Source organism: Micromonospora globispora (assembly GCF_003857015.1).
GTDB classification, from domain to species: Bacteria; Actinomycetota; Actinomycetes; order Mycobacteriales; family Micromonosporaceae; genus Micromonospora; species Micromonospora globispora.
Genome location: NZ_QGGF01000581.1, coordinates 1 through 2,966 on the forward strand (window position 1 = coordinate 1; position 2,966 = coordinate 2,966).

The window sequence follows — 2,966 nt, forward strand, 5'->3', positions numbered from 1 at the left end:
GTCGCCGCGCCGCGGGGCTTCGCCGCCCGGCCGGACGGCGGTCGCTCCGGCTCCCGGCGCATCGTCACGGTGCGCCGCCGGCCCAGCACCTCCGCGCTCGCCTCGGTCAGCGCGAGGGTGCCGTAGTCGCCCTCGACGGCCAGCAGCCCCTCGGCGAGCAGTTGCCGGACCACTCCGCGCCACTCGGCCTCGCGCAGCTCGGTGCCGATGCCGAAGACCGTCAGCGTCTCGTGGCCGTACTGGCTGATCTTGTCGGTCTGCCGGCCGAGCAGGATGTCGATGCAGTGCCCGGCGCCGAACCGCTGGTTGCGTTCCCGGTCCAGCCGGAAGACGGTGGAGAGCAGCTTCTGCGCGGCCACCGTGCCGTCCCAGGACTCGGGTGGGCTGAGGCAGGTGTCGCAGTTGCCGCAGGCCGTCGCCTTTTCGCCGAAGTAGTCGAGCAGTTGGACCCGGCGGCAGCGGACCGTCTCGCAGAGGGCGAGCATCGCGTCGAGGTGGCTGGCGAGGTTGCGGCGGTGCGCGAGGTCGCCGTCCGAGGTCTCGATCATCTTCCGCTGCTGCACCACGTCCTGGAGCCCGTACGCCAGCCACGCGGTGGACGGCAGGCCGTCCCGGCCGGCGCGGCCGGTCTCCTGGTAGTAGCCCTCGACCGACTTGGGCAGGTCGAGGTGGGCGACGAACCGGACGTCCGGCTTGTCGATGCCCATCCCGAACGCGATCGTGGCGACCATGACCAGGCCGTCCTCGCGCAGGAAACGCTGCTGGTTCGCCGCGCGGGTCGCCGCGTCCAGGCCGGCGTGGTACGGCAGCGCCGGGATGCCGTTCTGCACCAGGAATTCCGCCGTCTTGTCCACCGAGGCGCGGGAGAGGCAGTAGACGATGCCCGCGTCGCCGGGGTGCTCGTCGCGGAGCAGGCTCAGCAGCTGCTTGCGCGGCTCCCGCTTCGGCACGATCCGGTACTGGATGTTGGGCCGGTCGAAGCTGGCCACGAAGTGCCGGGCGTCGGTGAGGTTGAGCCGGGTGGCGATCTCGGCGCGGGTGGCGCTGGTCGCGGTGGCGGTCAGCGCGATCCGCGGTACGCCGGGCCAGCGCTCGTGCAGCATCGACAGGTTCAGGTAGTCGGGGCGGAAGTCGTGCCCCCACTGCGACACGCAGTGCGCCTCGTCGATCGCGAAGAGCCCGATGGTGCCGCGTTCCAGCAGCCCGACCGTCGAGCGGACCGCCAGCGCCTCCGGGGCGAGGTAGAGCAGATCCAGCTCGCCCGCGAGGAAGGCCGCCTCCACCCGGCGCCGTTCCGCCGGCTCCTGCGTCGAGTTGAGGAAGCCGGCCCGGACGCCCACCGCGGTGAGCGCGTCGACCTGGTCCTGCATGAGGGCGATCAGCGGGGAGACGACCACGGCGGCGCCGTTCCGGACCAGCGCCGGGATCTGGTAGCAGAGCGACTTGCCACCACCGGTGGGCATCAGCACCAGCGCGTCGCCGCCGCCGACCACATGGTCGACGACCTCCTGCTGGAAGCCGCGGAAGGTGTCGTAGCCGAACACCCGGCGGAGCACCCGCAGCGCGTCCTCGGTCCGCAGATCGGTGGGGGAGACCATCCGCGGATTCTACGAGCCGATCCCGACACCGCCGGCCCGCCGAACCGTCCGGGTACTGCGTGACGTACACAGCGGGACCGGGCGAAACGGACAAGCGCGTGTTCCGGCCGTCGCCCCCGTGGAATCCCGGGCAAGGTCCCAACGGTTAAAGTCGCTGACTGACCATGCGCGGCCGACCGGCCGCGGCGCCACGGCTGGGGGTAGCGGGTGAGCGAGGCGCGAACGGCGGAGAACCTGGTGCCGGCCGAGACGGCGGGGGCGGACAACGTCCTCGGGCAGCCGGCGCCGACCGAGGCGGACACCACCCTGGTGGTGGTCACCGGCCTCTCCGGTGGTGGCCGCAGCACGGTGGCCCGGGCCCTGGAGAACGTCGGCTACTACGTGGTCGACAACCTGCCCCAGGCGTTGATGCTGGACATGGCCGAGTTGGCGTTCAAGGCCGGCGGCGCCGCCCGGCGTACGGCGATGGTGCTCGACGTCCGCTCGCGGGCCTTCTCCACCGACCTGGCCGGGGCGATCCGCGAGCTCAAGGACCGTGGCTTCTCCCCGCGGGTGGTCTTCGTCGACGCCGACGACGAGGTGCTGATCCGCCGCTTCGAGAGCGTCCGGCGGTCCCACCCGCTGCAGGGTGAGGGGCGGCTGGCCGACGGCATCGCGGTCGAGCGGGCCCTGCTGGAGGAGGCCCGGGACCAGGCCGACGTGATCATCGACACCAGCCACCTGAACGTGAACCAGCTCCGCCGCCGGGTCGAGGAGCTGTTCGGCGGCGAGGACGCGCGCCGGCTGCGGATCACCGTGCTCTCGTTCGGCTTCAAGTACGGCCTGCCGCCGGACGCCGACTTCGTGATGGACGCCCGGTTCCTGCCCAACCCGTACTGGGTGCCCGAGCTGCGGGAGCACACCGGCCGCGAGGAGGCGGTCAGCTCGTACGTGCTGGGCCAGGAGGGCGCGGACGCCTTCGTGGCCGGATACGCCGACCTGGTCAACGCCACGACCGCCGGCTTCGAACGCGAGGGCAAGCGCTACCTGACCGTCGCGGTGGGGTGCACCGGCGGCAAGCACCGCAGCGTCGCCATCGCCGAGGAGCTGGCCTCCCGGCTCCGCGAGTCGGGCATCGCCGCCAACGCCCAGCACCGGGACCTGGGGCGGGAATGAGCCGGACGAAGGTGGTCGCCTTCGGCGGCGGGCACGGTCTCTCGGCGTCCCTGCGGGCGCTGCGGCACGGCGTACCGGACCTCGACCTGGACATCACGGCGGTCGTCACCGTCGGGGACGACGGCGGCTCCAGCGGTCGGCTGCGCGCCGAGCGCGGCGGGCTGCCGCCGGGCGACCTGCGGCAGGCGCTGGTCGCGCTGGCCGGGGAGCACC

3 protein-coding genes are annotated in these 2,966 nt (G+C 72.8%); 2 read left to right on the plus strand and 1 reads right to left on the minus strand.

The window, feature by feature from the left end:
* A partial coding sequence (recQ, locus tag DKL51_RS29330) for a DNA helicase RecQ (RefSeq protein WP_124812804.1) occupies positions 1-1,598 on the minus strand: 1,598 nt, incomplete at its 3' end.
* Positions 1,599-1,835: 237 nt separating this feature from the next.
* Here recQ and rapZ point away from each other — a divergent pair.
* Both rapZ and DKL51_RS29340 read left to right on the plus strand, forming a co-directional pair.
* Complete coding sequence (gene rapZ / locus DKL51_RS29335) at positions 1,836-2,753, plus strand: RNase adapter RapZ (protein WP_423790613.1); 918 nt, start codon at positions 1,836-1,838, stop codon at positions 2,751-2,753.
* A partial coding sequence (locus DKL51_RS29340) for a 2-phospho-L-lactate transferase CofD family protein (protein ID WP_148097882.1) occupies positions 2,750-2,966 on the plus strand: 217 nt, incomplete at its 3' end. The genes rapZ and DKL51_RS29340, both read left to right, overlap by 4 nt.